This window comes from Flavobacterium sp. GSB-24, assembly GCF_027924665.1.
Taxonomy (GTDB): Bacteria; Bacteroidota; Bacteroidia; order Flavobacteriales; family Flavobacteriaceae; genus Flavobacterium.
Genome location: NZ_AP027043.1, coordinates 3,834,464 through 3,859,261 on the forward strand (window position 1 = coordinate 3,834,464; position 24,798 = coordinate 3,859,261).

Sequence of the window (24,798 nt, forward strand, 5' to 3'; positions counted from 1 at the left end):
AGATCGTTTTGTTTATCACACAGAAAAGAATCTTTTTCTGTATCATCATATATGAAAAATAAAGAAATAAACCTCCCTCCTGTTCCAGCAGTATTATTAGCAATTATTAGTGTACAGTGTGGTGCTGCAATTGCAAAAACACTTTTTCCTGCAATTGGAGCTGCGGGAACAGCATCGATACGTATTGGTGTTTCAGCATTAATTTTATTATTAGCTTACCGTCCCAACTTAAAAGCAATTACGGCAGATCAATGGAAAATTGTGATTCCTTATGGTTTATCATTAGGTGCCATGAATTTAATTTTTTATTTTGCTATTGAAAGAATTCCAATCGGATTAGCTGTTACCTTAGAATTTGTTGGACCGCTCCTCCTTGCTATAGCTGGATCAAAACGCTTAGTAGATTATTGCTGGGTTTTGCTTGCTGCAATAGGCATTTTACTAATTGCGCCTTGGACAAATGATCGTCTAGATCCTTTAGGTATTTTATGCGCGCTTTTGGCTGGAGCATTTTGGACTGCTTATATTGTATTAGGAGGAAAAATTTCAAAAATAATGAACGGCGGGCAAGCCGTTTCTACAGGAATGCTATTTGCAGCAATTTTAATTTTACCATTTGGTTTTATAGAAAACGGATTAGCAAATCTAACTCCAAAACTCTTCGGAATGGGAGTTGCGCTTGCACTTTTATCTAGTGCTATTCCTTTTACTTTAGAGATGAAAGCCTTAGGTCAGCTTCCGCCGCGTACATTTAGTATTTTAATGAGTTTAGAACCTGCAGCAGCTTCTATTTGCGCTTTTATTTTTCTTCAGGAAAGTTTAAGTTTTTATGAAATTTTAGCAGTTGTTTGTGTTGTAATTGCATCTGCAGGAAGCACCTTGACTGCTAAAAAGTAATTTAAAAAATCTCAAAAATTAAAATTCCAAATCCCAATTTAAAACTTGGAATTTGGAATTTAGGATTTTGAAATTTAATTTATGTATTAATTTTTTGGAAGTAATACAGCATCTACAACATGAATTACACCATTTGATTGATTCACATCTGCAATTGTTACTTTAGCTTTATTTCCGTTTTCATCTGTAATATATAGATCTTTACCTTTCATCCAAGCAGTAAGAGTTCCACCGCTAACAGTTTTAATAGTTGCTTTTCCTTTTCCATCTTTAATTGCTTTTGCAATATCTGCCGAATTCCATTTCCCAGAAGCAACATGATAGGTCAAGATAGTTTGTAGTTTCTTTTTGTTTTCTGGTTTCAATAAAGTTTCGACAGTTCCTTTTGGTAATTTATTAAAAGCTTCGTTTGTTGGAGCAAAAACAGTAAATGGACCTTTGCCTTGTAAAGTCTCAACTAAATCAGCAGCTTTTACTGCTGCAACCAATGTCGTATGATCTTTTGAATTAACGGCATTTTCAATAATATTTTTATTTGGGTACATTGCTGCTCCACCTACCATTACTGTTTTTTGAGCAAAAGATGTAAATCCGAATGCTAAAGCAAAAACTGCTGAAGCTAAAAATTTTCTAGTTTTCATAATTATTTTTTTAAGTTATAATGACATTTACGGGGATATATTTCTTTTGGTTTTATAAAAAATGAAAATAATTTAAAATAATATTAAAATATTCTCAAAACACATTGTAAAACAGCTTATTAATGATAAAAAAAATATTTTACTTTTTTTATTATTTACAGAATAACGAATCCTTTTTATTATTAAATTTAGATTCAAAACCTCTTTATTATGAAAAATCTACCTCAAAAAGTAAGAAGTAAAAAACTAAGTTCTAGAGTTGATTTAACTGCAATGGTCAGCGTTTCTTTTTTGCTGATTATATTTTTTATGTTGGTTGGTGAATTATCAAAGCCAAAAGGATTGGATTTAGCAAAAGGAAATGACTGCTGCGACTGCCCAGTTCCGGATCTTGTAGAAAATAGAACATTTACAATTATACTAGGCCCAGATAACAAATTGATTTTTTATGCAGGACTTTTAGAAACTCCAATAATAGAACCACAATTAACAAACTATGGCAAAGATGGTATTCGTAAAAAAATAACAACTTATAATAATTCAGCATTAAAATACTCTGAACAAATAGGAAAACCAGGAAGAGGAATTTCTGTTATTATAAAACCAACAAAGAAATCTAATTACGGAAATCTTATAGATATTCTTGAAGAATTAGAAATAGCAAACATAAATTCGTATGCTATTGTTCCTGAATTTACGCCAAAAGAAACCAAATTATTAGCGTCAAAATAAATAATCAACTTCATTCATATTTAATTTCTCAATGTCACATTGAGCAAAGTAGACGTGCATCAAGATGTTCGCTTAAAACAGCAAAAGAAACATGACATGAAACTTGAAACCTAAAACAAAATAACAAAAAAAAGTCCCACATTGCTGTGGGACTTTCTATTTAGAGGAAACTAAGAATTATTTTTTCTCAGTTTTTTCCATTTTAGCTTTTAAAGCAGCTAATACATCATTGTTATCTCCTAAAGTTGCAGCTGGTGCATTAGTAGTAGAGTTAGATGAAGTATTTTCAGTTGCAGCTTTCACATTTTTCTCTTCTTCTTCACGGAAGATAGCAGTGTGAGAAGCAACTACTCTTTTGAATTCTTTGTTGAATTCAATTACTTTGAAATCAGCAGTATCACCTTTTTTCAATTTCTTTCCGTCTTCTTTTTCAAGGTGACGAGTAGGAATGAAAGCAACGATATCATCTCCGAATTCTACAGTAGCTCCTTTGTCAACGATTTCAGAAATTTCACCATTGTGGATAGTTCCTACAGCGAAAGAATCTTCGTATTGATCCCAAGGATTAGCAGTAGTTTGTTTGTGACCTAAAGATAATTTACGTCCTTCAACATCTAATTCTAATACAACTACATCAAGTTTTTCACCAACATTTACAAATTCAGATGGGTGTTTGATTTTCTTAGTCCAAGAAAGGTCAGAAATGTAGATTAATCCATCAATTCCTTCTTCTAATTCTACGAAAATACCAAAGTTTGTAAAGTTTCTAACGATACCTGTATGTTTAGAACCTACTGGGTATTTAGAAGTGATATCAGTCCATGGATCTTGAGTTAATTGTTTGATACCTAATGACATTTTACGATCATCTCTATCTAAAGTTAAGATAACAGCTTCAACAACATCTCCAACTTTTACGAAATCTTGAGCAGAACGTAAATGAGTTGACCATGACATTTCAGAAACGTGGATTAAACCTTCAACACCTTCAGCAACTTCGATGAAAGCACCGTAATCAGCGATTACAACTACTTTACCTTTAACTTTATCACCAACAGTTAAGTTAGCATCTAAAGCGTCCCATGGGTGAGCGTTTAATTGTTTCAATCCTAATTGAATTCTTGTTTTCTCATCATCGAAATCAAGGATTACAACGTTTAATTTTTGGTCTAATTCAAGAACTTCACTTGGGTGGTTGATTCTACTCCAAGAAAGGTCAGTAATGTGAATTAATCCGTCAACACCACCTAAGTCAATGAACACACCATAAGAAGTAATGTTTTTAACAACACCTTCTAATACTTGTCCTTTTTGTAATTGACCGATGATTTCTTTTTTCTGTACTTCAATATCAGCCTCGATAAGAGCTTTATGAGATACAACTACGTTTTTGAATTCGTGGTTGATTTTTACCACTTTGAATTCCATCATTTTGTTTACATATACATCGTAGTCTCTAATTGGCTTAACGTCAATTTGAGATCCTGGTAAGAACGCCTCGATACCGAATACGTCAACAATCATACCTCCTTTAGTTCTACATTTAACAAAACCGTTAACGATTTCTCCAGTTTCATTAGCTGCAATAACTCTATCCCAAGATTTGATAGTACGTGCTTTTCTGTGAGATAATACTAATTGACCTGTTTTATCCTCACGGATGTCAATTAATACTTCTACTTTGTCACCTACTTTTAAATTTGGGTTGTAACGAAATTCGTTTAAAGAAATAACACCTTCAGATTTAGCATTGATATCAACGATAACGTCTCTATCTGTAATTCTAACAACAACTCCTTCAACTACTTCTTCTTGATCTGTAGCGATGAAAGTTTTTGATACTAGTTCTTCAAACTCTTGTAAGTTTTTCTCATCTACTGCATCAATTCCTTCTTGGAAGTTATGCCAGTTAAAATTTGCTAAAAACTCTTCTTGTGATTTTGTTTGTTCAGACATGCTGATAAAAAAATTTGTATTCTGTTTTTCTCGAGTTTCTCTATGCGATAGAAAATACAGAAGTTGTTTTACATAAATGGTTGATTCCTAATGGAAACTCTTCTCTGCCAAAAGGACTGCAAAATTAATACATTTTTCTGAATTAACAAAATAAATCCGATTGATTGTTAGGCAATTATTCGAGAGCAGAAAATTTTGTTTTTTTTCAAGACTTCACATGTTTTTAACCTTAAGAAAATAAATACCAATTATATAAAAGTTCCTTAAGCGTATCAAATACTTCTTTCATGGTGTAAAGAAAATAGATACTTCCTAAAATTAAAAATGGAAGGCGTTTGTTTTTATCCTTTAGTGCAAAAGAAAGAGTGATTGGTACAATTGACCAAAATAACAAACTAGGATAATTAATTGACTTGTAAAACTTATAAAAAACTTCTGAATTAATAAACTCTGCGGCAACTTTATAGATTAATACATTAATCAATGTAGAAATTAATACGAGCTGAATTATAGAATCTGCATTTGAACAATCCTCATCTTTAGATTCAAATTTTGGATTTTCACCGTATTCATTTTTTTGCGAATCACCATTTAAAATCAATAAAATAAATAACCAAATTCCACCAAAAAAAGGAATTAAACACAATAAAATCATCCAGCCGCTTTTGCCAACATCGTGAAGACGTCTAACAGTTACAGCAATACTTGGGACAAATGAAGTGACAGCATATAATATGCAAAACCACCCGAAAGGAAAGAAATTTAAACTTAAACGAAAAATCGCATCTGTTATAAATAGTATTGTTGCAAAACTAAAATTATAAAGCGAAAACATCCAATATTCACTTCTTCGTGCTCTGCCTTCAAAATTGAAGTAGTCCCTAAAAACTTTTAAATACCAGCTCATATAATCTATCTATAAAAATACAAATATATAGTATTTTTCTTATATTTTTAAATGATTAATATTTAGTTTTAGTAAAAAAAGAACTTAACAAATGGAGAATGATGAATTAAAATAAAATAGCCTATAGTTTTACAATTTATCTAGTTACTTACGCGAAAAAATTATTCCAAAAAACTATTAAAAAACAAATTAAAGAAAACAAAACCACCAACAAAGTAGAATAAAAGAAAAGAAGCCTTCTTTTACCATACTGAATCACAAAAGTTTCAGGATCGATAAAATGCTTTATGAAAACAATAGGAGAAATTTTTAACTCAGGTTTGAAATGTTTAACACCTAGCAAAAAAGTCCGAATTAATTGTATTCTATTATAATAGAATGCATAAAAAATATGATTTCCCTGAAAAATTTCTTTAATCATTACTTCCTCTTTATTAACTAAAATATAGAAACAGAAATATGCACGAATCCCTCTAAGTGGATACTCTATCGTAATGTCATATAAATCATTTCCAAAGCCTGGTGTGTGTATTTTCTTTTTTACAAAGTTTTTCCAAGCTATAGTTTTAACAACTTTCTTATTAAATTTATTATAATAGTGAATACCTTTTTCATCAATACTTATTGCTGTGTATATCCTCTTCCAAACATCAACTGCATGAACTATAATAAAAATAGTGGTTACTAAAAGCAGTATCGTAATACATACTGCCGCTAAAACATTATTCTCATTTAAAAAAACAAATACAGATGCGACAAGCAATACAAGAGGCAATATAAATAACCCTCCAATACTATAATTTATTACTGTTAGCGGAATCGATGTTATGGGTTCAAAAGGAGGTAAACTATTCTTTTTACTTTTTTTCATCAACAACAATGATTTAAGTTTGACATTATGATAAAAAACAAAACCAATCCAACAATCAACAATATTAAAAAGGCTAATACCATAGCGTTATCCCTTTTAGCGTAATCAATCTTAAAAGTTTCTGGATTAATAAAGTACAACCCGTAAGCATGAGGATGAATTCTTATATCTGGTCTAAAATGTCTTAACCCTAATAATAAACTTCGAACAAGTTCTAATCTATTTGAATAAAACATATTAAAAATATGTTTTCCTTGAAATGTTTCTTTATGAAGCAATACTGTTCCGTTTTTTTGCGTAAACCAGTAAAATCTTAGAGCTCCTTTATTATTTACAACCTGTGAAGCAACGTCATAGTTAAAATAATTTGAATCGGTTCTCCTATTCAAAAAATACACCGAACCTTCGAATTTGTCTATCGATTCAAAATCTTCCCAATTTATCTCTTCGATTATTTGCCCTTTAAATTTGTTGAAATACTTAATCCCTTTTTGATCAATCGTTATTGTAGTATAACTTAATGTTCTTTTAATATAAACTACACTTATTAAAATAAGAGGAATATTTAAAAATATTAGTATAAAAAGTGACTCTTCTCCTATATCTACTAAAAACAAAATAAAGAACAACAACCCAAAAGAAATTATCAAAACAAATAACGTCATGATGCTATAACTATAACTAGCCAGTTTCGATGTTATTGAAGTTATAGGCTTAAAGGGTGGTAAATTTTGCTGGTTCATGTTATTTATAAAAAAGTACGAAAATACTTATTTTTATAAAATTCGACAAAAAATCCTTCCAATTTTATACGTTAAAATATCTATATAATTACACCTCACAGGTTTCGAATACCTGTAAGGTGCAGCCAGCATAAATTATCTAGAAATCTTACATAAAAGTTTCTATTAAAACCTAAAAGAAAACTCATATTATTATTAATATCATTTCAATTTTAAAACATAATTTAGCAAACGATGCGCATACATCTTTGCTCTTTCTTTGACTTCATCTTTTGTGAAACCATCAACTGAGGATGTTCCGTGAAAAAAAATCGGATCTAAAAAAGTCATTTGAGCAAAATAGGCTGTCTGCTCGATATTTTTAAAAAATTCAGCAATTCTAAAATTATGTTTTCCAAAAGTTCTGTACTCCTGCTCCAACGAACCAACTGTCACACTCACTAAAACTTTTTTGCCTTTGAGCTTATCTCCTTTTGAACCATAAGCAAATTGATGTTCGAAAACAACATCAAACCAATGTTTTAAAATCGCCGGCATATTATACCAATATAAAGGATATTGAAGAATTATAACTTCATGACGAAGTAAAGCTTCTTGTTCTTCTTTTATATCAATCTTAAAATCAGGATATAATTCAGCCAGATTTCTAATTTCTATTTCTGGATTCGTTATCTGAATTTCTTCGATAATTGCCTTATTTGCGACTGATTCTTTTATTTGTGGATGCCCTAAAATTATTAATGCCATTTTTAATTATTTATACTATCCTTTTTATAGTTACAAAATTATTTATAGTTTTACAATCCCACAATAACTATCCAATTGGATAGGTCAAACAAGCAGTATGAAAAAGATAGAATGCGAACCTGATTTAATTAAACTCGACGGAAAAACTTATCCGTGCACTGTCAGTCTAGTAATGGATTTAATGGGCGGAAAATGGAAAGCGGTAATTCTGTATCATTTAAAAGACAATCCAAAAAGATACAATGAACTCCGAAAAGAAATGCCTGCAGTGACAGAAAGGACATTAAGCTTACAACTCAAACAGTTGGAAGAAGATGGGTTAATTTTTAGAAATGTAGATGGAAAAAAGCCTCCAATAAAGGTAACCTACGGTTTAACGGACTTTGGAAAATCTTTTAAAACTGTTTTAGAATCAATTACCCAATTGGGAAATACAATTGCTTCTGAAAGAGGAGAATTTATTGTAGCTTAAATTATTCCCTATTAAACCTTACTAAATATTTATAGGGTACTTTACTTCCATATAAAATCATGACATTAGAAGAAATAAAACTTAAAATAGAAACTTTTCACAAAAATGGGCAAGTAATCAATGCCGTTTATTGGCTTTTAAAAAAGTATAATCTTAAAAATTCAAATCTTAAAGGATTTGAATTTAGAGAAAAAGCCAAGCCAGATTTTATTCTAATGACTACCGAAGGCGATTTTGGAGAACGTCAAATTATCAGGATTCCAAAAAACACATTCGAATTTCCATTAGAACTAATGCTGATTCTCATCGTACACGAAATGGTTCATGTAAAACAAAAAACAGTAGAACCGTATATTTTAGATAAAAACGAACGAGAATGGCAGGCATATTACGAAATGAACTTTCATAATATATTTCCGCAAATTCCAGAAATTTCCAATTTTCATAAAAAATTTTTCGCTCAAAGGGGTTTAGAATATTACAACCGAATGGGTGTAGGCTCTGAACTTCAAAAGAAATACGGCGAACAAAAAAAGCAAGTCGACGATCTGATTATCTCACTACAGTAAGATTTTATGACTAGAGCTATTTTCTCATTCTACAATAAAATAGCACAAAAGCGCAAAGATTAGAATACACAATAATCCTCCTATAATTTCGACCTTCAAGCGCTGCTTCTTATCAATTGTAAAAAGTTTCTGGATTTATATAATGATTGGTGTAAATGATAGGATCAATGGTAATATGTGGTCGGTAGTGCTTTATTCCTAATAAAAAAGTCCGAATCAATTCTGCTCGATTAGCATACAGCATCACAAAAAAATGCCTTCCTAGAAAAGCATCATTATGAGCTATTACTTTTCCATCTATCATTACAGGCCAATAAAACTGATCATAAAAAGATTTCGAAGGTCTAACTGATGTAACATCATATTTTGGAGGTTCAAAATAATGCTTGAGTTTTTCTCTTTTTACAAAGCTGTTCCAAGGTATTTCTTTTACAATTCTTCCATTAAATTTATTTAAATAACGAATTCCTTTTTCATCAATTATTGTAGTTGTGAACATTTTATTTTTTGAGTAAATAAGCAATATTGCAATTCCTAACAATATAATTGAAAATACCAAAGACAAAACTATAGTTCCTGCTTCATCTAGTCTAGTTTCATTAAGAGAACTTGTCAGTAAAAAAATCAATCCTGTTAGAAAAAACAGTGTCAAAAACACCCAAAAAGACCCCAAGATAAGATTTAGAAACCGCATGGGTTTTGAGCTAATAGATCTAAAAGGAGGTAATGATTCTTGTGGTGAATTTTGCATAGAAACAAGAGATGAATATCAAATATAAGCATAAATTAAAAAAGAAAAGCCCATTTTCTGTTTGAAAAATGGGCTTTAAAATATGTTGTAAAGTCAATTAATGACTCAAGTTCTCAATTTCTTTTGGATCATGTTTATGTTTAAATAAAACAGCAAAAGCAATTGCAATTACCAAAGCGTAAATAGCAAATGACAACCAGATTGTATGCCAGTCTTTCATTAAAACCGCATTTGTAAAAGCTCCGTCTGCAGAAATAGAATTTCCTTGGCTTTTTACAAATTCTACCATTTTTTCATTAGCTGGATCTGTTTGTAAAAATCCCGCTAATTCTGTTGTGGTAGTAAACGATTTTGTAAAGAAACGATCGATAGCCCAGCCAGAAGTTAAACTTCCTAAAACTGCTCCTACCCCATTGGTCATCATCATAAATAATCCTTGAGCAGACGAACGAATTTTAGAATCTGTATTACTTTCTACGAATAAAGAACCTGAAATATTAAAGAAATCAAACGCCATTCCGTAAACGATACAAGAAAGAATAATCATCCATAAACCATTTACTGGATCTCCAAAAGCAAACAATCCAAAACGTAAAACCCATGCCAGCATACTAATAAGCATAACTTGTTTGATTCCGAAACGTCTTAAGAAAAATGGAATTGCCAAAATAAATAGTGTCTCAGAAACTTGAGAAATCGACATAATAATTGTAGAATACTGAATTACAAATGAATCTGCATATTTCGGGAAATGTTTAAATTCATCTAAAAATACATCTCCATAAGCATTTGTCAATTGAAGCGCCCCTCCTAAAAACATAGAAAAAACAAAAAACAAAGCCATTTTGTAGTTTCCAAATAATTTAAAAGATTCTAAACCAAAAGTTTCAATCCAAGTTGCATTTTCTTTAATTAAACGCTGTGGTTCACATTTTGGAAGTGTAAAAGCGTAGATCCCTAAAATTAAAGCTCCAATTCCAGCAATATAAAATTGATATTCTGTTGCTTTACTTCCACTCAAATTGGTAATCCACATCGCTACAATAAAACCAATTGTTCCCCAAACTCGAATAGGCGGAAAATCTTTTACTATATTTTTGTTATTTAATTTTAACGAAGTGTATGAAATAGAATTACTTAAAGCAATTGTAGGCATATAACAACACATTGCTAAAAGCATAACTGCAATAAAAGTATCTGGAGTACTTACCTGTGCAATTGCAAATAAAACAACAGCGTAAAGAATATGCAGAACACCGTATAATTTTTCTGCATTTACCCACCTGTCAGCAATAATACCCGTAAGTGTAGGCATAAAAAGAGATGCAATTCCCATGGTTCCAAAAACGAGTCCGAATTGAGTTCCTTCCCAGTTTTTTGTGCCAAACCAATAATTTCCAATTGTTATAAGCCAGGCTCCCCAAACAAAAAATTGAAGAAAGCTCATTAAAATCAATCTGTTTTTAATCCCCATATATTTAAAATTGTCTTTAGTAAAAATGAAGCGGTAAAACTACCATTAAAAATAATATCTGCAAAAAATTATGGTGTTTTAACAACATCATTTACTAATTCTAAAACGGCTGCAAATTGTTCTTCTTTATTTAAGTAAGAATTATCTATTTCTATTGCATCTTCAGCAATAACTAAAGGCGAATCTTCTCGGTGTGTATCCATATGATCTCTTTCGACAACATTTTTAAGAACTTCTTCATAAGAAACATTATCTCCTTTTTGCTGTAATTCGTCAAAACGTCTTTGAGCGCGGGTTTCAGCACTTGCAGTCATAAATATTTTAAGTTCGGCATCTGGAAAAACAACTGTCCCAATGTCTCTACCATCCATTACTATGGCTTTATTTTTTCCCATTTCCTGTTGTTGTTCTACCAATTTAGCACGAACTTCAGAAACGGTGGCAACTTTACTAACGAAATTAGAAACTTCAATAGTTCTAATTTGCTTTTCAACATTTTCACCATTCAAAAACATTTCAGCAAAACCTAAATCTGCATTAAATTTAAATTCCAATTGAATATTAGGCAAAGCGTTAATCAAGGCGTCTTTATCAAAAAAGTCAGCTCCAATAATATTCTGCTGCATAGCAAAAAAAGCAACTGCACGATACATAGCGCCTGTATCTACATATACATATTCAAGTTCTTTTGCCAATTGTTTTGCTAAGGTACTTTTACCTGTTGATGAAAATCCATCGATAGCGATAGTAATTTTTTTCAATTTTCTATTTTTAAATTTTTATTCTATTAAAAGCTAGGTTAATAATAAATACTCATCAAAATATCCGATTCTGAACTATCAATTATTTTGGATATTCTTTCAAAATATTTTTTATTTACCATTGGACAGCCATAACTATTGCAAATGTAGCCATCTTTCTCTTTATATGGAACATCATAATAGTAATGAAAAACAATATCTCTTTTAAATGCATTACTATTAGTGGTATCTAGTCCATACAATTTATAGGCTTTCCCAAATTTCCCTACATAATGATTTCCGATTGAATATCTTCCTAATGAAGTTTTTAGTGAATTGGGAACGTTACTAAATCGAAGTTTTCCTTTTACTCCGGTTTCAGAACCAGAACCATGAGCGACCAATCCTTTATCGATAATTTTATTTGTTTTTAAATCATAAACAAAAAAACGATTTTTACCCGAAGGGATTTTCATATCAATAAAAAAGGCAACTTTCTTGTTATATCGCGGACTTGTTTCTATAAGCTTTTTAACTTTAAGAACTTGATATTCTATTCTTCTGGCATCTGAAGAAGATAAATCTTGATTTCTTTTATTAGATACTATAAAGTAAGCTACAAAAGCTAAAAAAATAAAAATACAAATTAGCGCTATTTTCTTCATATTGAATCTGCAAAAAAAAACTTTCTATTATCGAAAATCAAACCGATTTCGACAATAAAAAGCTATATTTTAAATTAGTTAAAAGTTCTAATTAATAGTAAATATCCATTAAAATATTTGACTTAGAACCATCAATTATTTTTTCTATTCTTTTAAAGAATTGCTCGTTAACCATTGGACATCCGTGGCTGTTGCTAATGTAATAATCTTGCTCTTCTAAAGGAACTGCAGAATAAGAATGAAGGACAATTGCTCTTTTTAAAGCATTGTTATTGCTTTCTTCTAAACCAGCCAATCGATATGCTTTCCCAAAAATGCCTTTATACGTTTTTCCTACAGCGTATCTTCCAAGTGCAGTGCAATTAGAATTTGGCATATTACTAAACTTAAGCATTCCTTTTATTCCTGTTTCAGATCCAGAACCGTGAGCCACTAAACCTTGGTCTATAATTACGTTTTTTTCTAAATCATAAACAAAAAAGCGGTTTTTCCCAGAAGGAACTTTCATGTCGATTAAAAAAGCAATTTTTTGATTGTATTTATGATCAATGTTAATCATATTTTTTAAATCAATAATTCTGCTGTTAATTCTTTCCATTTCTATAGTAGAAATAGCATCATCTTCTTTAAAAGAGAGTTTCGAACCCGTTAAAAACCCTACAGTTACGAACAAAAACAAATAGAATATTTTCATATAACTACTGAAAATTTAAAATTAGACCAAAAAGACTTGTGTTAGCTGCCAATGTATATCTAGAATACGAATAATTAAATTTTAGCTTGTTTATTTTTAAACCAAAGCCCAAGGAAACTCCTGAAAAATTACGTTGTTCATCTACTCTCAACTCTTCTCCTCTTCTGAAATTATATCCTAAACGTAAATTAAATGCTCTTTTCGGAAAAAGCTCTACACCAAATGTTACGTGCCTTAAAGCATTATTAAAAAACGAAACTTTTTCCTCACTTGTTGATCCGTCAATATTAGTTTCTCCCCTGTTAGGATTTGAAAAAGAAATATTCCACTGCTGTAAATTCTCTAAAGTAAGATGCCAGCGAATGGGCACGTGTTCTAATTCTTGTGAAACTCCTGCAACGATTTCAAAAGGCAGATTTTCTTTTATTCCTGAATATGTGGTAAACTGCGTTCCCAGGTTGCGAAATACCAAGGCAAAATTCAGATCATTTTTTTCGTCTAAATATAAAAGCCCTAAATCAATCGCACCACCTATAGAATTATAACTTTCCAGAGAAGAAGTTATTAGTTTCGCATTTGTACCAACATAAAAATTAGTGTAAGGTACGTTGTACGAATATCCCACGGTAAGTGCTCCTTCACTTCCTGTAAAATTTGATGTTGCCTGACCATTCTCATCATAACCTTCAAATGATCCGTAGTTTACATAACTCACGCCAGCATAAAAAGTCTGCAAATGCCTGTCATAAGTATAAGCATATGAAGCAGTGCCGTAAGAGGCTTCTCCATAATAACTTCCGTAATTCATTGCTAGGTGATTGTCCATATCAGCGTTTATAAGTGCAGGATTAGACATGGCTTGATTAACATCTTCATCATATATGGTAATAATATCTCCTCCTAACGCTGCCTGCCTTGGTGAAGTAGTTAAGTTTAAAAACTGATAAGTGTAACGCCCTCCAACTTGTCCGAACGAAGCCGAGCAAATCAGTAATATCAGAAATAAAACGATCTGTTTTAACATGTTTTTGGAACGTTCCTATATGGGAATAACGTAAATACAAAGATAAAATTATATAACTTAAAAAATAATTTTTATAAGTATCTGTTTTTTCAATAATTATAGCGTAATTTCAACTTCATACGGTTGAAAAAATTATAAAAAAAACACAGATTCCAATTAAAAAAGAATTCCAAAATTCAATTAAAAGAACTTTCACTGAATTGAATAAAAAAATCCAAATCCCAATCTTTAAGTAAAGTTGGAATTTGGATTTTAATATATTGAAATTTAATTGACTTTTATTTTAAGGTCTTAGCATTTTTCACATTTTGATCTGTCAAAGCTAAAGATAATACTTCACTCATTTCTTTTACATAATGAAAAGTAAGTCCTTCTAAATATTCAGCTTTTATTTCGTCAATATCACTTTTATTTTCGTGACACAGAATAATCTCTTTAATACCCGCTCTTTTTGCAGCTAAGATTTTTTCTTTAATTCCGCCAACAGGCAAAACTTTCCCTCGTAAAGTAATTTCTCCTGTCATGGCAAGGCTTTTCTTTACCTTCTTTTGCGTTAATAAAGAGACCAAAGAAGTTAACATTGCAATACCAGCACTAGGTCCGTCTTTTGGTGTCGCTCCTTCTGGAACGTGTAAGTGAATGTTATATTTTTGAAACAACTCGCTTGCTAAACCAAGTTTCTTTGCATTTGCCTTAATATATTCTAAAGCAATAGTTGCAGATTCTTTCATTACATTTCCTAAATTTCCTGTAATGGTCAAAGCCCCTTTTCCTTCAGAAATCAATGATTCTATAAATAAAATATCACCGCCGACACTTGTCCAAGCTAAACCTGTAACTACTCCTGCAACGTCATTATTTTCATATTTATCACGCTCTAATCTAGGTACTCCTAAAATAGAAATAATATCTTCGTCAGTAACTTTTTTGTTGTACTCCTCTTCCATTGCTACAGATTTTGCAGCATTTCTAATAACTTGGGCAATCTTAGTTTCTAAATTACGAACACCAGATTCTCTTGTATATCCTTCAACAATTTTTTCTAATTGTTTTTTACCGATAGTCAAATCTTTTGCCGTTAAACCATGTGCTTCTAATTGCTTTGGGAAAAGATGTCTTTTTGCTATTTCTACTTTTTCTTCAATAGTATAACCAGACATTTTTATAACTTCCATCCTGTCGCGCAATGCTGGCTGAATCGCTGCCATATTGTTTGATGTCGCGATGAACATTACTTTCGATAAATCATAACCCATTTCTAGAAAATTATCATAAAAAGCACTGTTTTGCTCTGGATCAAGTACTTCTAATAAAGCAGAAGAAGGATCGCCGCTGTTGCCGCTTGATAATTTATCAATTTCATCCAGAATAAAAACAGGATTAGAGGTTCCAGCTTTTTTCAAGCTTTGAATAATTCTTCCCGGCATTGCACCAATATAGGTTTTTCTGTGTCCGCGAATTTCTGCTTCATCGCGTAAACCGCCTAATGAAATACGTACATACTCACGGCCTAAAGCTTCTGCAACCGAACGACCAATTGAAGTTTTGCCAACTCCTGGAGGCCCTGTTAAACATATAATTGGAGATTTCATGTCATTTCGCAATTTTAAAACTGCCAAATGTTCAATCATTCTTTTCTTAACTTCTTCCAATCCAAAATGATCTTTATCTAAAACTTTTTGGGCAAATTTCAGATCAAATTTATCCTTAGAATATTCGCCCCAAGGCAGTTCTAGAAATAATTCTAGATAATTTCTCTGGATTCCAAAATCTGGAGACTGCGGATTCATACGACGCATTTTAGACAATTCTTTTTCGAAATGTTTCTGCGTTTTTTCGTCCCACTTTTTGGTTTTCGCTTTCAGCCCCATTTCATCCATTTCTTCTTCCTGCGAAACGCCTCCCAATTCTTCTTGAATGGTTTTCATTTGCTGGTGAAGGAAATATTCTCTTTGCTGCTGATCTAAATCAAAACGAACTTTTGACTGAATGTCATTCTTCAATTCTAATTTTTGAAGTTCAACATTCATATAACGTAATGTTTCTAAAGCACGTTCTTTCAATCCATTTATCGATAAAAGACCTTGTTTTTCTTTCACTGATAAATTCATATTAGAAGAAACAAAATTGATTAAAAACGACTGGCTTTCAATGTTTTTAATGGCAAATGTAGCTTCAGAAGGAATGTTTGGACTTTCCTTTATAATTTGAATTGCCAATTCCTTTACAGAATCTAAAATGGCTGTAAACTCAGAATCATTTTCTTCAGGACGTTCTTCAGCAACTTCTTTTATTGTTGCTGTCATGTACGGTTCTTCTAAAACAACTTCGTCAATTTCGAAACGTTTTTTACCTTGAAGAATAACGGTTACGTTTCCGTCAGGCATTTTTAAAACACGTAAAATACGTGCTACAGTCCCTATTTTATGAATATCGTCTTTTGACGGATCCTCGTCTTCTTCATTAATTTGAGATACAACTCCAATGATTTTTCCGCCCGCATTGGCATCGTTAATCAATTTAATAGATTTATCTCTTCCCGCAGAAATCGGAATTACAACTCCTGGAAATAAAACTGTATTTCGTAAAGGTAAAATTGGCAGAGAAACAGGCAGTTCCTCATTGTTCATTTCCTCTTCGTCCTCTGGAGTTAATAATGGAATTAATTCTGCTTCTGAATCGAATTCCTGAAGTGACAGATTGTCAATAGTAAGTATTTTATGATTTGACATAATAATATATAAGTCGTTTTGTCATTAAAAGTTTAAAACTATCTGTAAATCGTTCCTTAAAAAGTATTGTTTTTGATAAGGGCTTAGTTTACAAGACAGGCCATAAAAATAGACAATCATTATGCCAAATGCAAAATAAGTCAGTTTTAAAATCAGATTTTGATTTATAACTTTCTGCTGATTGAAAAAAAATAAAATTAATTTTATCAAAAGTGTAACAAACCAAAAAAAGTACAGTCCCTATTAAAAACCAAAAGCCACGACTTGAGTCAAAACAACCAAAATATCGAGGAATTAATTGCGCTTTGTAAAAGCAATAATCAGAAAGCGCAGTTTGAAATTTACAACCGCTATTGCAAGGCGATGTATAATGTGGCTTACCGCATTGTAAAAGACGAACATTTTGCACAAGACGTCATGCAGGAAGGTTTTTTAAAGGCTTTTACAAAAATTAACGACTACAAACAAGAAGTGGCTTTTGGTGCGTGGTTAAAAAGAATAATCATTAATTATAGTATTGATTTTTATAAAAAAAATAATGCTTTTCAAGTAGAAGATATAAGCAAACAATTATACAAAGTCGAAGAAAATGATGGAATAATTTCTGAAAATATTGACTTAGACAATCTTAAAGTAAAACAGGTTTTAGATACCATCCTGCAGCTAAAGGATAATTACAGAATGGTTTTAACACTGTTTTACATTGAAGGTTACGATCAGGAGGAAATCTGCGAAATTTTGAATATTACCTATGCAAACTGCAGAACGACCTTGAGCAGAGCCAAAGATAGTCTAAGAAAAAAATTGGAAGAAATATAAAATGAATTGGAATATGAAAAATGAAAAAGACAGTTTAGACAAATTATTCAGCAGATTGGAAAACCAATGGGATGTTCAGGAACTAAACTCCGATCATCAAGTTGATTTTATGCAAAAATTAAATAAAAAAGAACCGAAGAAAAAATACTGGTTTATGACAGCTATTGCCGCTTCGATTGTATTAATGCTCGGAATTTCTATTTTTTATAAAAATGAAAAACCACAAGAATTCAAATTTGCCTCCAAAGAAACTAAACGAACCGATTCTATTTTCAATATTCTGATCGATAATGAACTGGTTAAATTAAAAGAAAAGAGTTCGCCAGAAAATGAGCAGATCATTAATGATGCTTTAAAACAAATGAAAACCTTTGATGCTGATTATCAAAAAATCATTAACGAACTGCAAAAAAATGGCGAAAACAAACAGATTATTTATGCAATGATTAGTAATCTCCAAACCAGAATTTCTTTTTTGCAAACCGTTTTAAAAAGAATTGAAGACAACGAAAAATTTAAAAACATCTCTAATGAAAAAACACTATAACGTATTAATCTTATTTATTTTGATTCCTTTTTTAGGATTTTCAAATGATGACACTTTTATTATTAAACAAAAAAACATTAAAAAAACATACATCGTCAATTCAAACGCTGGAATTGATATTGATAATAAATACGGAAATATTACTGTCTCAACATGGAATGAAGACAAAATAGATCTTGATATCACGATCAAAGTGAATGGACCAAATGAAAACTGGGTTAACGAACGTTTAAACAGTATTGATGTAGAAATTTCTGCTCTTAAAAGTTTGGTTTCAGCTATAACTAATCTTGGAAATTCTTCTCTTAAAAGTAAAGGAAGCAATAATAGTTTTGAGATCAATTACGTAATTAAAATTCCTAAAAATGGTTCTGTCAAATTGGTAAACAAATATGGTAATATTTCTGCTTTGAGCTTAGAAGCAAATACTGATATTAATTGTAAATACGGCAAAGTTACCTTAGATAAACTAAATGGATCCAACAATCAAATTGAAATTGCATACTGTCAAAATTCAAGTATAGATTATATCAAAACAGGATCTATTAACGCCAGATATTCTGGTCTAAAAATTAATGATTCTGGTAATTTAAATCTAAATGCAAATTATACCGATGTTAATCTTAACGAGGCTCAAAATATAAAATACCAATGCAATTATGGCACATTTAAGTTCCAAAAAATCAATTCGTTAAATGGTTCAGGAAATTATTTAACGCTTATTATTGGAGAGGTTTCAAGTAGCTTTAGTTTTGATACAAACTACAGCAAAATCAATATTGGAACTCTGAATGAAAAAGCTGGAAATGTAAACATAAATTCTGGATACACAGATATTGCTATTGGATACGCGCCTAATTATGCATTCGATTTTGATGTTTCTGCCCGATATTCAAACATCAAACATGATAATTCTTTAGATATTTCAGTTTCAGAAACAAAAAGCAACAGCAAAAGAATAAGCGGTTTCTACAGAAAAAAAGGACAAAATAAGATTAATATTAATTCGAACTATGGGAACATTTCACTAATAAAAAATTAATCATCTAAAAATCAAAACAATGAAAAAATCAATTTTACTTTTACTTTTAGCAGTTTTTCTAGTGAACGGCAATGCTAAAGCACAATGGTCTAATAATAAAGTAAATGGAAACGGTAAGATCGTGACCCAAACAAGAACAACTGGCGATTATGACGGAATCAAAATTGCAGGATCTTTTGATGTTGATTTGGTTGCAGGAAAAGAAGGAAAAATTACAATTAAAGGAGAAGAAAATCTACTCGCCGTAATTAAGGTTGAAGTTGAAGAAAATGAGTTAAAAATTTATGTTGAAAAAGGAACTCAAATTCGCACAAGTATAGGGAAGAAAATTGAAGTTATAGTTCCTTTTGAGAAAATTTCTGCTGTTACTTTATCTGGTTCAGGAGATATTAGAACAAAAAATAAAATTACAAGCGATAACTTATCTGCCAAATTATCAGGATCTGGAAATTTTAATTTAGAAATTGACGCAAAAAATCTTGATTTAGCCTTAAGCGGTTCTGGTGATGTGGTTTTAAAAGGCAGAGCTGATTCTTTTTCCAGCAAAATATCTGGCTCGGGAAATGTAAATGCCTCTAATTTAAAATCTAAAAATGTAGAAGCTAATGTTTCTGGATCTGGAAACAGCACTGTAAACTGCGAATCAAGCCTAACTGGAAAAGTTTCCGGTTCAGGAAATATTAAATATTTAGGAAATCCTGAGAAAAGAGATGTAAAAGTTTCGGGTTCAGGAAGTATTTCAAAAGGTTAATTATTAAAAAATATCACGAATTACAAAAACTATCATCAATCAATAATTACTGCAATTCGTGATATAATTATTAAAGACGTTTTATTAATTTGAAACGTCTTTTTTATGTACTCTCCTTAAAAGAAATATGGCTGTAACGAAAAAGATTGCTAAAATTACAATCGCCGCACGCGGACTTCCTGTAATTTGATCTATAATTCCGTAAACACACATTCCTATTACAATTCCGATCTTCTCAGCAACATCATAAAAGCTAAAAAACGAAGCGGTATCTTCTGTTTCTGGTAATAATTTAGAATAAGTTGATCGGGACAGCGCTTGAATTCCTCCCATTACAAAACCTGCAACTGTTGCCATAACATAAAAATGTATTGGTAATATTATAAAAAAGGCAAGCGCACAAAATACGGCCCAAATGATATTAATCACAATTAAAGTTGGAATATTTCCAAACTTGGCAGAAGCTCTTGAAGTTAAAACAGCACCAACAACGGCTACCAACTGAATTATTAAAATACAAATGATAAGTCCAATAGTGCTTTCTTCTTTAGACGACCATTGAATTTCCTGCGCTCCAAAATAAGTAGCTACAAGCATAACCGTTTGTACAGCCATACTCGAAACAAAGAAACCTCCTAAATAACGTTTTAAAGGAATGTTTTCCTGCAATAATGCCCAAACTTTCTTTAATTCTTTAAATCCGTTAAACACTACAGATCTAGTTAATTTTTGCCCTGTTTCTTTACTTCCTTTTGGCAAATAATAATAGGTATATTGACTGAATAAAATCCACCAAACTCCTACCATTATAAACGAATAGCGCATTGCTTTCATTGCAGCTTCTCCATCTGTACCGGTAATTCCGAATAACTTTGGTTTCATAATCATCGCTAAATTGACAATCAGCAAAATAACGCTTCCTACGTATCCTAATGAATATCCTTTGGCGCTAATTCTATCCTGCTGTTCTTCAAAAGCAATATCTGGAAGATAAGAATTATAAAAAACTAAGCTTCCCCAGTATCCTAATAATCCTAGGAAATAAAATAATAATCCAATGTAAATATTGTCCAGATCAAACCAATACAATCCCATACAAGATAATGCTCCTAAATAACAGAAAAACTTCATAAAGGATTTTTTATTTCCCACATAATCTGCAATCCCAGATAATAATGGGGAAATAAACGAAACAACCAAAAATGCGGCAGCAGTAATAAAACTTATTAAAGCTGAGTTCTTTAAATGAAGTCCAAAAACATCTATATAATGATCTCTGTCACTAAATAATGCTTCGTAAAAAATTGGAAATACTGCAGATGCAATAGTCAATGTATAAACCGAATTGGCCCAATCATAAAATGCCCAGGCGTTTAACAGCTTCTTATCTCCTTTTTGTAGGTTTTTCATATATATGGTTTTGATAACAGCCTACGAATTTATCCAATTTTTATTATAATCAAATATTAATTATTCAATTCATGCATTATTAAATTATCAACTGTACTAAAAACAAAAAAGCTATTCAAAAAATGAATAGCTTTTAAAATTATATCCTTAAGAGTATAAACTTATTTTATAGTTCCAACTTTAAGCGCAATAGCTTTAGCTTCTGGAATTAAAGATTTTATATTTGCAATCCTTGTAGCATCAGAAGGGTGCGTACTCATAAATTCTGGTGTTCCAGCTCCTCCAGATTTTGAAGACATTCTAGTCCAGAATGCAATAGCATCATCTGGGTTATAACCTGCAATTGCCATAAGAGTCAGACCAATTTTATCGGCTTCGCTCTCGTTACTTCTGCTAAATGGCAGCATAACTCCCACTTCAGAACCAAGTCCGTAAGCCTGCGAAAATATTTGTCTTGTTGACTCAGATTTACCGCTTGTGGCTGCATCTAATGCTACGCCTCCAATTTGCTGTAACTGTGCCGCAGACATTCTTTGTGCTCCGTGATTAGCAAGTGCATGCGAAACTTCGTGCCCCATTACAGTTGCTAAACCAGATTCATTTTGCGTTATGGGTAAAATCCCAGAATAAACAACGATTTTTCCACCTGGCATGCACCATGCGTTAACCTCTTTGTTGTCCACTAATTTGTATTCCCAACGGTAGTCTTTTAAATACTGAGATTGTCCCAAATACGTTAAATATTTTTCTGCTGCAAGCTTAATTTTATAGCCGACAGTTTCAACAAGTTTGGCATCTGCAGTTCCAGTGATCACTTTATTTTCAGATAAAAACTGACTATATTGCTGAAATGAAGATGGAAATAACTCACTATTAGAAACAAAATTCAAATTTTGTTTACCAGTGATTGGATTTGTTGCACAAGCCATTGCAAGTGCGCCAAAAATTCCTAAAAAGAAATATTTTTTCATAATTCTAGCTAATTTTCTTCCAAAAATACAATTAAAAAAAATATTTTATTTTATACAATTAAGTGAAAAAATATCAGAATTTAACTATTCACCTACGATGTGTAATTCATTAAACTCTTTTTCAACAATTAAGAAATTATTTTGTTCGAAATTAATTTTATCAAATTCAATTTTTTCATTGTCTATTTCTATTTCAGAAACTTTAAACGGCAAACCAATTAAATTAATTTTGTATTTGCTATAAGGAGTATCGTATTTACCTTCTTTATGAAGCTGAATAATTAGTTCTTTTTCTTTTCCTATAGATCTAAAAGATAAAAAGCTGTAACGTCCCTTTTTATAATCGTAACCATCTTGTGCATCTTCATATACAACAGATTTTTCTTTTCCGTTTTTAAAGTAAACATCAAGCGTCAATTCATCAAATTCTAATTCTCCCACATACTGCTGTACTGGATATTTTGGGATAATGGCTCCTGCTTTTACAAAAACTGGAATTTCATCAAATTTAGTGTCAATCCAGATCTCTCTTCCTCCAATGAAAAGTTCATTTGTCCAGTAGTTATACCACTCACCTCTTGGAATATACATACGACGACCTACAGCATTAGGTTCAAGGATTGGACAGACTAAAATTTGATTTCCAAAGATAAATTCATCATTACGATAATGTGTTTGTGTATCGTCTTGATCGTAGTAAACCAAAGGTTTCAGCATTGGAAGTCCTTCTTCAATATACTGCCAGAACATGGTGTATAAATAAGGTAATAATTGATAACGAAGACTTACAAATTTTCTGGTAATATTAATCACTTCTTCATCAAACGCCCAAGGCTCCTGATTTCCATGATCTCCAGAAGAGTGCGTTCTGCAAAACGGATGAAAAACGCCTAGCTGAATCCATCGCGCATATAATTCGCCCGTTGGCTGTTCTGCAAATCCTCCAATATCTGACCCTGTGAATCCCATTCCTGAAATTGACATTCTTTGCACTTGGATGTTAGCAATCCATAAATGTTCCCAAGTTGCCACATTATCTCCTGTCCAAGAAGAAGTGTAACGCTGTGCGCCAGAATATGCCGATCTTGTAATTACAAAAGGACGTTTTGGATAAGTAAATCGTTTTACACCATGATAAGTTGCCCTTGCCATCTGCGTTCCATAAATATTATGGGCCTTTCTATGGCTGCACGGATTTCCATCATAAAAATGACGAACATCCATTGGAAAAGTCTTATTTGGAACCTCCATCACTGCAGGTTCGTTCATATCATTCCAAACTCCTTTCACTCCTATTTCTGAAACTAATTCTTTAAATAATCCAGCCCACCATTCTCTAACTGCGGGATTTGTGTAATCTGGAAAATTACATTCACCAGGCCAAACTTTTCCTTTCATATATGGTCCATCGGCTCTTTTACAGAAATAATCTTTTTCTAAAGCTTCTTGATACACCCAATAATCTTTATCGATTTTGATTCCGGGATCTATTATAACAACCGTTTTAAAACCATCTTCTGCTAGTTCAGCAACCATCTTTTTCGGATCTGGAAAATAGTTTTTATTCCAAGTAAAACAGCGAAATCCTTCCATATAATCAATATCCAGATAAATCGCGTCACAAGGAATTTGAAGTTCCCTAAATTTTGAAGTAATTTCTTTTACTTTACTTTCAGGATAGTAACTCCATTTACATTGATGATATCCCAAAACCCATAAAGGAGGTAATTCTGGCTTACCGGTCAGGTCGGTGTAAGTTGTCACAACATCCTGCATTTGCGGACCATAAAAGAAATAATAATTCATTTCTCCACCCTCGGCCCAGAAACTCGTAACATTTCTTCTTTCTTGACAAAAATCAAAAAAAGTTCTAAAAGTATTGTCAAAGAAGATACCGTAAGATTGTTTATTATGCAGTCCTATATAAAATGGAACTACCTTATATAAAGGCTCTTGATCTTTTTGATAAGCATATTGATCTGTGGCAAAATTTTCGACTCTTTTGCCTTTAAGATTCATTTGAGTTGCCTTATCACCAAGGCCATAATAACATTCGCCATCTTTAGAAAACTTACTCATTTTTACGATATTTCCACCGTATTCGTAGCTTTCTTCCCAATGAAAACCAAGTTCATCTTCAAGAATCAAAAAGTCATTTAGGTCGTAAATAGCTAGACGAAGATCAGCTTTCTGAATTTTACATTTTACCTTACTGGTCCTTATCTGAAAAAAAGTTTCTTCTTCTGTAAGTTCTAGGAAATTGTAACCGTGAAGCTGCGTTTTATCAATCGCATATGAAAAGTCATTACTAAAATAACCTTTTGTAGTAAAGCGAAATCGAATCAAACTGTCTCTAAGAATAGTGACTTTTAAAATTACTTTATTATCCGTATTGAAAAAAATCGAATCTCCTTCCTGTTCGTATGAAACAATTTTTGATGGATATAAATCGCCTTTGTATTCTAATGATGTGTTTGTAATCATATCGCTAATGAATTAATTATAAAACGCTAATCTCTATTTCAAACATACAAAAAAAGTTAGTAAAGCCCTATGAATAAAAGGTTTATTCACGAAAACGTTTTTTCTGATCGAGAATTAAATTACTGCTCAAAAAATCGAAAAATCGATAATTTAAGAACA

24 protein-coding genes are annotated in these 24,798 nt (G+C 31.6%); 8 read left to right on the forward strand and 16 right to left on the reverse strand.

Translation table 11 applies throughout. The features are described from left to right. Positions 1-51: 51 nt before the first annotated feature. On the forward strand, positions 52-897 hold the full coding sequence (locus QMG60_RS16645; RefSeq protein ID WP_134141182.1) for a DMT family transporter: 846 nt from the start codon (positions 52-54) through the stop codon (positions 895-897). A gap of 86 nt (positions 898-983) precedes the next feature. Here the strand turns inward: QMG60_RS16645 and QMG60_RS16650 are convergent, their stop codons facing one another. Beyond that, positions 984-1,538 (reverse strand): fasciclin domain-containing protein, encoded by a 555-nt coding sequence (locus QMG60_RS16650; protein ID WP_057117875.1) that lies wholly within the window; start codon positions 1,536-1,538, stop codon positions 984-986. Positions 1,539-1,748: 210 nt separating this feature from the next. Between QMG60_RS16650 and QMG60_RS16655 the strand changes: the two genes are divergently transcribed. After that, positions 1,749-2,270 carry a biopolymer transporter ExbD gene (locus QMG60_RS16655; RefSeq protein ID WP_281865708.1) on the forward strand — a complete coding sequence of 174 codons (522 nt, stop codon included), beginning with the start codon at positions 1,749-1,751 and terminating at the stop codon, positions 2,268-2,270. A 177-nt stretch (positions 2,271-2,447) separates the two neighbouring features. Here QMG60_RS16655 and rpsA read toward each other — a convergent pair whose 3' ends face one another. From rpsA to QMG60_RS16680, 5 genes are all read right to left on the reverse strand, one after another. Further along, positions 2,448-4,226 carry a 30S ribosomal protein S1 gene (gene rpsA, locus QMG60_RS16660; RefSeq protein ID WP_057117869.1) on the reverse strand — a complete coding sequence of 593 codons (1,779 nt, stop codon included), beginning with the start codon at positions 4,224-4,226 and terminating at the stop codon, positions 2,448-2,450. Positions 4,227-4,455: 229 nt separating this feature from the next. After that, positions 4,456-5,133 (reverse strand): DUF805 domain-containing protein, encoded by a 678-nt coding sequence (locus QMG60_RS16665; RefSeq protein WP_281865709.1) that lies wholly within the window; start codon positions 5,131-5,133, stop codon positions 4,456-4,458. 148 nt (positions 5,134-5,281) lie between these two features. Next, positions 5,282-6,004, reverse strand: a complete 723-nt coding sequence (locus QMG60_RS16670; protein ID WP_281865710.1) for a hypothetical protein — start codon at positions 6,002-6,004, stop codon at positions 5,282-5,284. Next, on the reverse strand, positions 6,004-6,747 hold the full coding sequence (locus tag QMG60_RS16675) for a hypothetical protein (RefSeq protein WP_281865711.1): 744 nt from the start codon (positions 6,745-6,747) through the stop codon (positions 6,004-6,006). Before QMG60_RS16675 ends, QMG60_RS16670 begins: the two co-directional genes overlap by 1 nt. A 201-nt stretch (positions 6,748-6,948) precedes the next feature. Further along, positions 6,949-7,494 (reverse strand): NAD(P)H-dependent oxidoreductase, encoded by a 546-nt coding sequence (locus QMG60_RS16680; RefSeq protein WP_281865712.1) that lies wholly within the window; start codon positions 7,492-7,494, stop codon positions 6,949-6,951. Between the two features lie 97 nt (positions 7,495-7,591). Here QMG60_RS16680 and QMG60_RS16685 point away from each other — a divergent pair, with 97 nt between their 5' ends. Both QMG60_RS16685 and QMG60_RS16690 read left to right on the forward strand, forming a co-directional pair. Then, the gene (locus tag QMG60_RS16685) at positions 7,592-7,966 is read left to right on the forward strand and encodes a helix-turn-helix domain-containing protein (protein ID WP_281865713.1); all 375 of its coding nucleotides are present in this window, start codon (positions 7,592-7,594) and stop codon (positions 7,964-7,966) included. Between the two features lie 59 nt (positions 7,967-8,025). Then, positions 8,026-8,535, forward strand: a complete 510-nt coding sequence (locus tag QMG60_RS16690; RefSeq protein ID WP_281865714.1) for a hypothetical protein — start codon at positions 8,026-8,028, stop codon at positions 8,533-8,535. Between the two features lie 112 nt (positions 8,536-8,647). On the opposite strand, the gene QMG60_RS16695 is transcribed toward QMG60_RS16690, so the two are convergent. The 7 genes from QMG60_RS16695 to lon form a co-directional block, all read right to left on the reverse strand. Next, positions 8,648-9,034, reverse strand: coding sequence for a hypothetical protein (locus QMG60_RS16695; RefSeq protein WP_281865715.1), 387 nt, complete (start codon positions 9,032-9,034; stop codon positions 8,648-8,650). 349 nt (positions 9,035-9,383) lie between these two features. Next, on the reverse strand, positions 9,384-10,760 hold the full coding sequence (locus tag QMG60_RS16700) for a nucleoside permease (RefSeq protein ID WP_281865716.1): 1,377 nt from the start codon (positions 10,758-10,760) through the stop codon (positions 9,384-9,386). 68 nt (positions 10,761-10,828) lie between these two features. Then, entirely contained in the window at positions 10,829-11,521 is a 693-nt protein-coding gene (gene cmk / locus QMG60_RS16705; protein WP_057117861.1) for a (d)CMP kinase, read from the reverse strand. A gap of 38 nt (positions 11,522-11,559) precedes the next feature. Then, the gene (locus QMG60_RS16710) at positions 11,560-12,165 is read right to left on the reverse strand and encodes a murein L,D-transpeptidase catalytic domain-containing protein (protein ID WP_281865717.1); all 606 of its coding nucleotides are present in this window, start codon (positions 12,163-12,165) and stop codon (positions 11,560-11,562) included. Positions 12,166-12,256: 91 nt separating this feature from the next. Beyond that, a complete protein-coding gene (locus QMG60_RS16715) occupies positions 12,257-12,859 on the reverse strand; it encodes a murein L,D-transpeptidase catalytic domain-containing protein (RefSeq protein WP_281865718.1) in 603 nt (200 codons plus the stop codon). Between the two features lie 4 nt (positions 12,860-12,863). Then, positions 12,864-13,883: a type IX secretion system protein PorQ gene (porQ, locus tag QMG60_RS16720; RefSeq protein ID WP_057117858.1), complete on the reverse strand. Its 1,020-nt coding sequence runs from the start codon at positions 13,881-13,883 to the stop codon at positions 12,864-12,866. Between the two features lie 278 nt (positions 13,884-14,161). Then, the gene (gene lon / locus QMG60_RS16725) at positions 14,162-16,615 is read right to left on the reverse strand and encodes an endopeptidase La (RefSeq protein WP_134141167.1); all 2,454 of its coding nucleotides are present in this window, start codon (positions 16,613-16,615) and stop codon (positions 14,162-14,164) included. Between the two features lie 264 nt (positions 16,616-16,879). On the opposite strand from lon, the gene QMG60_RS16730 reads away from it, so the two are divergent. From QMG60_RS16730 to QMG60_RS16745, 4 genes are read left to right on the forward strand one after another with little or no spacing between them, the layout of a single operon-like run. Then, positions 16,880-17,434, forward strand: coding sequence for an RNA polymerase sigma factor (locus tag QMG60_RS16730; protein ID WP_281865719.1), 555 nt, complete (start codon positions 16,880-16,882; stop codon positions 17,432-17,434). Between the two features lie 13 nt (positions 17,435-17,447). Continuing rightward, positions 17,448-17,981 (forward strand): anti-sigma factor, encoded by a 534-nt coding sequence (locus QMG60_RS16735; RefSeq protein WP_281865720.1) that lies wholly within the window; start codon positions 17,448-17,450, stop codon positions 17,979-17,981. Beyond that, positions 17,965-19,023, forward strand: coding sequence for a hypothetical protein (locus tag QMG60_RS16740; protein WP_281865721.1), 1,059 nt, complete (start codon positions 17,965-17,967; stop codon positions 19,021-19,023). The genes QMG60_RS16735 and QMG60_RS16740 overlap by 17 nt, the downstream gene beginning before the upstream one ends. Before the next feature lie 19 nt (positions 19,024-19,042). Beyond that, complete coding sequence (locus QMG60_RS16745) at positions 19,043-19,774, forward strand: head GIN domain-containing protein (RefSeq protein WP_281865722.1); 732 nt, start codon at positions 19,043-19,045, stop codon at positions 19,772-19,774. Positions 19,775-19,858: 84 nt separating this feature from the next. Here the strand turns inward: QMG60_RS16745 and QMG60_RS16750 are convergent, their stop codons facing one another. The 3 genes from QMG60_RS16750 to QMG60_RS16760 form a co-directional block, all read right to left on the reverse strand. Then, complete coding sequence (locus tag QMG60_RS16750; protein WP_057117853.1) at positions 19,859-21,184, reverse strand: MFS transporter; 1,326 nt, start codon at positions 21,182-21,184, stop codon at positions 19,859-19,861. 161 nt (positions 21,185-21,345) lie between these two features. Further along, positions 21,346-22,155 carry a M48 family metallopeptidase gene (locus tag QMG60_RS16755; protein ID WP_281865723.1) on the reverse strand — a complete coding sequence of 270 codons (810 nt, stop codon included), beginning with the start codon at positions 22,153-22,155 and terminating at the stop codon, positions 21,346-21,348. An 84-nt stretch (positions 22,156-22,239) separates the two neighbouring features. Further along, complete coding sequence (locus QMG60_RS16760) at positions 22,240-24,639, reverse strand: glycoside hydrolase family 31 protein (RefSeq protein WP_057117851.1); 2,400 nt, start codon at positions 24,637-24,639, stop codon at positions 22,240-22,242. Between the last annotated feature and the right edge of the window lie 159 nt (positions 24,640-24,798).